The organism is Synechococcus sp. W60.3, from assembly GCF_047502615.1.
Taxonomy (GTDB): domain Bacteria; phylum Cyanobacteriota; class Cyanobacteriia; order Thermostichales; family Thermostichaceae; genus Thermostichus.
In genome coordinates this window covers 1-3,415 of the sequence record NZ_JANSHJ010000065.1, presented here as the reverse complement: position 1 = coordinate 3,415, position 3,415 = coordinate 1, and the positions used below count along the sequence as shown (strand labels likewise).

Sequence of the window (3,415 nt, the reverse complement as noted above, 5' to 3'; positions counted from 1 at the left end):
CCCAAAAACAGTTTTTTGGCCAGGGATCCCAGCCATATGCCTGTCCCATCCGGCGACGGCTCAAAGTCTTCCGGCGTGAGCAGGCCAGCCTTGACAAGCTGGAGCACAGCCCAATCCACCACCAAGGGTCGAAACTCCTCCATCATGTCCAGCACCAGGTTGGGGCGATAGGGCAAATTGGCGTGGAAAAAGCCCAGGTAGGGATCCAACCCGGCCATCACCACTGCCGAGAACACGCGGGCCAGCAGCACCCCGTAGCCCCAACTGAGCAGAGCGTTGATCGGGTCGAGCGGCGGCTGTCGGTTGCGGCCAGTGAAGTTCCACTCAGGCGGAAAGCAATGTTGCAGGGATTGGTAGTAGGTGCGGGCGCAAATGCCCTCCAGGCCCATCAGCGCTTCTCGATCCGGAGGAGTGGTGGAGCGATCCAACTGTTGCAGGTAGGCGGCGATAACATCAATACCCTCCTGTAAGGGGGCAATTTGGCCGCGGGTAGCCCGGTTGTGCAGTTGTAGAATTGCCCGTTGGTTGCGAATCTTGCCGCGCACAATCACCTTGGCCCACCTCAGCCCCCAGGGGGAGTAGGCCCGCTGATACTGGGCCAGACGGATCTCAGAGTTGGTGGAGAAGGATCCCTGCAGGCGACCGCGAAAACCGCCATCCGCACGCAAAAAAATGGTTTCGATGCCTCGATCCAGCAGTTGGGCCAGAGCGGCGGCGGTCAACTGGATCCCGGGCAACACCACCACCAGCTTCACCTCTGCCAGGCGGCAAAGCTGCTCCTGGCCGCGGCGCCGAATGAGCAAGCTTTGGTTCTGGCAGTGAACCACGGTGCCCGGCTCGGTTAAGTAGAGGGTGGTCATGGGCAGGCGGGTTTGGCAAGAGCCAGTTCGGGCCGGTAAAACCGCAGCTCTGCCTCCGCTTCCTGGGCCATCTGTTCCCGATAGGCCAGAGGGGCAATCACTTCGCCGTTGGGCCGCCAATCCCGCAGGCGCATGGTGAAATTGGTGTCTCCCACCCCACATAGGCGCAGAAGTAGCGGTCGCTGGCCGGCCTCTGCCGGAGAATGTGCAAGATCTTTTCCCGTTCCCCCGCATCGGCGATCTCCCGCCGCACCAAAGCCGGGATCCGCTCGTAGGCAATGGGCTGGAAGGTGGGGTGGCGTACTGTGTTGTCCACGTAGCGGCGGGCAAACTGCGGCGCAAAGCGCAGGATCAAGAGCGCCTTGGGCAGATAGAAATCGGATCCCCAGGCCTCTTCCCAGGCCGCTTGCACCTCCTCAGGAGTGGGCAGATTCCCCTGCCTCTGGCGGGCCAAGAGCTCCGCCGGCACCGCAGGGTCAGACCAGGGCACCACCGTCAGGCGAGGCGAGCGAATGCGATCCAGGCGAAAGTTGTGCCAGCCCAGGGATCTGGCAGCGTGCGGGAGCTGGCCGAAGGCGGCCAAGTACTTGGCGCGGCGGGCATAAAACAGGCAAACCGGGTAGGTGAGGACCTTTTGGATCCCGTGCTGGCGAGTTTCGTAATCAAAGCGGATCAGCCCTGCTGCCGGTTTTGTCCAGAAAGCCTCTAGCTGGTTTTGGTATTCGTCCACCCGCTCCTGCTGTTCGTCGGAGAGGATGTACTCAAACCAGACAAAGAGCCGCCGCTGCGAGTGTTGATGCCCCCCCCAGATATCGTCCAGCAACACCTGCACATCGGGATGCACAAAGGCCACGTCGCTGAGGACGTGGTAGATCTGCTCAAGCTGGCTACCCGACAACGTCAAGGCCGAGGCGGGCGTCGGCAAGGGGGGGCGATCCCCGGCGGCACGGCAGCGAAAGTTATCTCTTCGCCTGGAGTTGGCCTCGATTGGCTGCAGCCAGCCCTGAGCGGCCAGGTAGTCCAGCTCTTTGCGCAGGGTGCGGTGGGTCTTCAAAAAGGGCCGGCTGGCCAGCCGCGTCTCCAGATGGGGAACTTCGGCTTTTAAGGCGGCCAGCAGGTCGGGATGCTCCAGCCAAAAGCTCAGAGGCTTCTGGCAAATGCAACTGGGATCCGGGCAGGAGATCCCATGGGGCAAATCCTGCCGGGGGTGGCTGGGCGAGAAGAGGCGATCGCGGATGTGGGTGTAGCCAAAGGTCTCTGGCAGATCCGGCCAACGGTTTTCGCTGTACAAACCCTGGAGCAACACCCAGAGACGCACCGCCCGCTCCAGGCGCTCTGCCAACTGCCCGCCTGCCAGCCAGCGCAACACCTCCACCGTCAAAGGCAACTCCCCTCCGTTCATCTCCCCCTCCAGGGCAAGGCACAGACCAAGGTCGGATCCCTTCGCCCCTACTCTGCCAACAATTGGAAGATCTTGCTTCCAATCTTCCCCATACTGGGGCCAGGCTGTTGTCTTTCTGTCCCAATTTCCATGTCTGCTGTGGCGCTGCAGTTGCGGTCTGGCTATCTGGCCCATTGGCCGCAGAAACCCCATCTTGGGGGGCTACCGTTTCAGGTGATTGAAATCGAGCTGACCCGACCGGATCGGCTGATTTTCCCGGAAGATCTGGCCCAACTGCGCCTGCCTGGGGGGATCGACCCCCGCTTGGGAGTGGTGCTGAGCGGGCGCGCCCCCATCTGGCTCTACGGCTGGTTGGTGCACGAGTGCCACTTTACCCGCTGGGTGGCCTGCTACGACCCGCGCTTGGGGGCAGTGGTGGTCTCCAGCCATAGCCCAGACGTGCAGGTGGGCGAGATCATTCCCTGGGTGCAGGGCAGGCCAGGCAAGGCCTACGGCCCGCTGACGCGAACAGAATTGGCGGCGGCAGTGATGGTGGTGGGCCCTCCGGATAGCGGCAAAAGCCGCCTGGCCCGCGCTCTTTTCGAGTCCCTGCTGCCTCAGGCTCCCAACGTTTATCTGCAGCGGGCCCACTGGGATGGGGAAGGAAATTGGACGTTGGATCTGCCGCCGGAAGAAGCCAAAATCCTCAAGCACCGCTACCGGGGCCGCCTGACCCCCGATTTTTTCAGCTTTCACGCCCAGGCCATCCTCGCCCTGCGCCAACAAAAAAGCCTGGTGATCGTGGATGTGGGCGGCAAGGTGGATCCCCACAAGCAGCCGATCCTGGAAGCCTGCTCCCATTATCTCTTGGTCAGCCGGGATCCGGCGGCCATCCCCCTCTGGCATGAGTTTTGTCGGGATCGGGGCAACTTGCGGTGTGTGGCCGTCCTGCACACCGGCCCCTGCCCGGAAGATCTACCCAGGGATCCCAACCAACTGGAGCTGTGCTGGGATCCCGGCTCTCCGCTGCCTGCCGAGCTGGTGCGGGTGGTGCGCGGCTTGGTCGGCTCGGCAGGATAATGGCAGGGAGCTTTCGGCGGCGTGCCGGATGAGATTTTTAGTTACAGCCTGTTAAGGGCTCAAGGGGTACAATAGCAGCACTTAGCAAACCAAC

Annotated in this window: 4 protein-coding genes; 1 reads left to right on the top strand and 3 read right to left on the bottom strand. The window is 62.3% G+C overall.

Features of this window, described 5'->3' with window-relative positions:
* The 3 genes from cas1 to NW846_RS12380 all read right to left on the bottom strand — a co-directional run.
* Positions 1–860 (bottom strand): CRISPR-associated endonuclease Cas1 (gene cas1 / locus NW846_RS12390; RefSeq protein WP_414516164.1); only part of this gene is annotated, 860 nt, incomplete at its 3' end.
* Positions 857–994 (bottom strand): hypothetical protein, encoded by a 138-nt coding sequence (locus NW846_RS12385; RefSeq protein ID WP_414348552.1) that lies wholly within the window; start codon positions 992–994, stop codon positions 857–859. The genes NW846_RS12385 and cas1, both read right to left, overlap by 4 nt.
* The gene (locus NW846_RS12380; RefSeq protein ID WP_414348549.1) at positions 958–2,262 is read right to left on the bottom strand and encodes a TIGR03985 family CRISPR-associated protein; all 1,305 of its coding nucleotides are present in this window, start codon (positions 2,260–2,262) and stop codon (positions 958–960) included. The genes NW846_RS12385 and NW846_RS12380 overlap by 37 nt, the downstream gene beginning before the upstream one ends.
* Before the next feature lie 129 nt (positions 2,263–2,391).
* Here NW846_RS12380 and crn3 point away from each other — a divergent pair, with 129 nt between their 5' ends.
* Complete coding sequence (gene crn3, locus NW846_RS12375; protein ID WP_414348546.1) at positions 2,392–3,321, top strand: CRISPR-associated ring nuclease Crn3/Csx3; 930 nt, start codon at positions 2,392–2,394, stop codon at positions 3,319–3,321.
* Positions 3,322–3,415 lie beyond the last annotated feature (94 nt).

Excerpts from the sequence above, each read along its gene's own strand:
- NW846_RS12385 (WP_414348552.1), bottom strand. The coding sequence starts at position 994 with ATGCGCCTGCGGGATTGGCGGCCCAACGGCGAAGTGATTGCCCCTCTG.
- NW846_RS12380 (WP_414348549.1), bottom strand. The coding sequence starts at position 2,262 with ATGAACGGAGGGGAGTTGCCTTTGACGGTGGAGGTGTTGCGCTGGCTG.
- crn3 (WP_414348546.1), top strand. The coding sequence starts at position 2,392 with ATGTCTGCTGTGGCGCTGCAGTTGCGGTCTGGCTATCTGGCCCATTGG.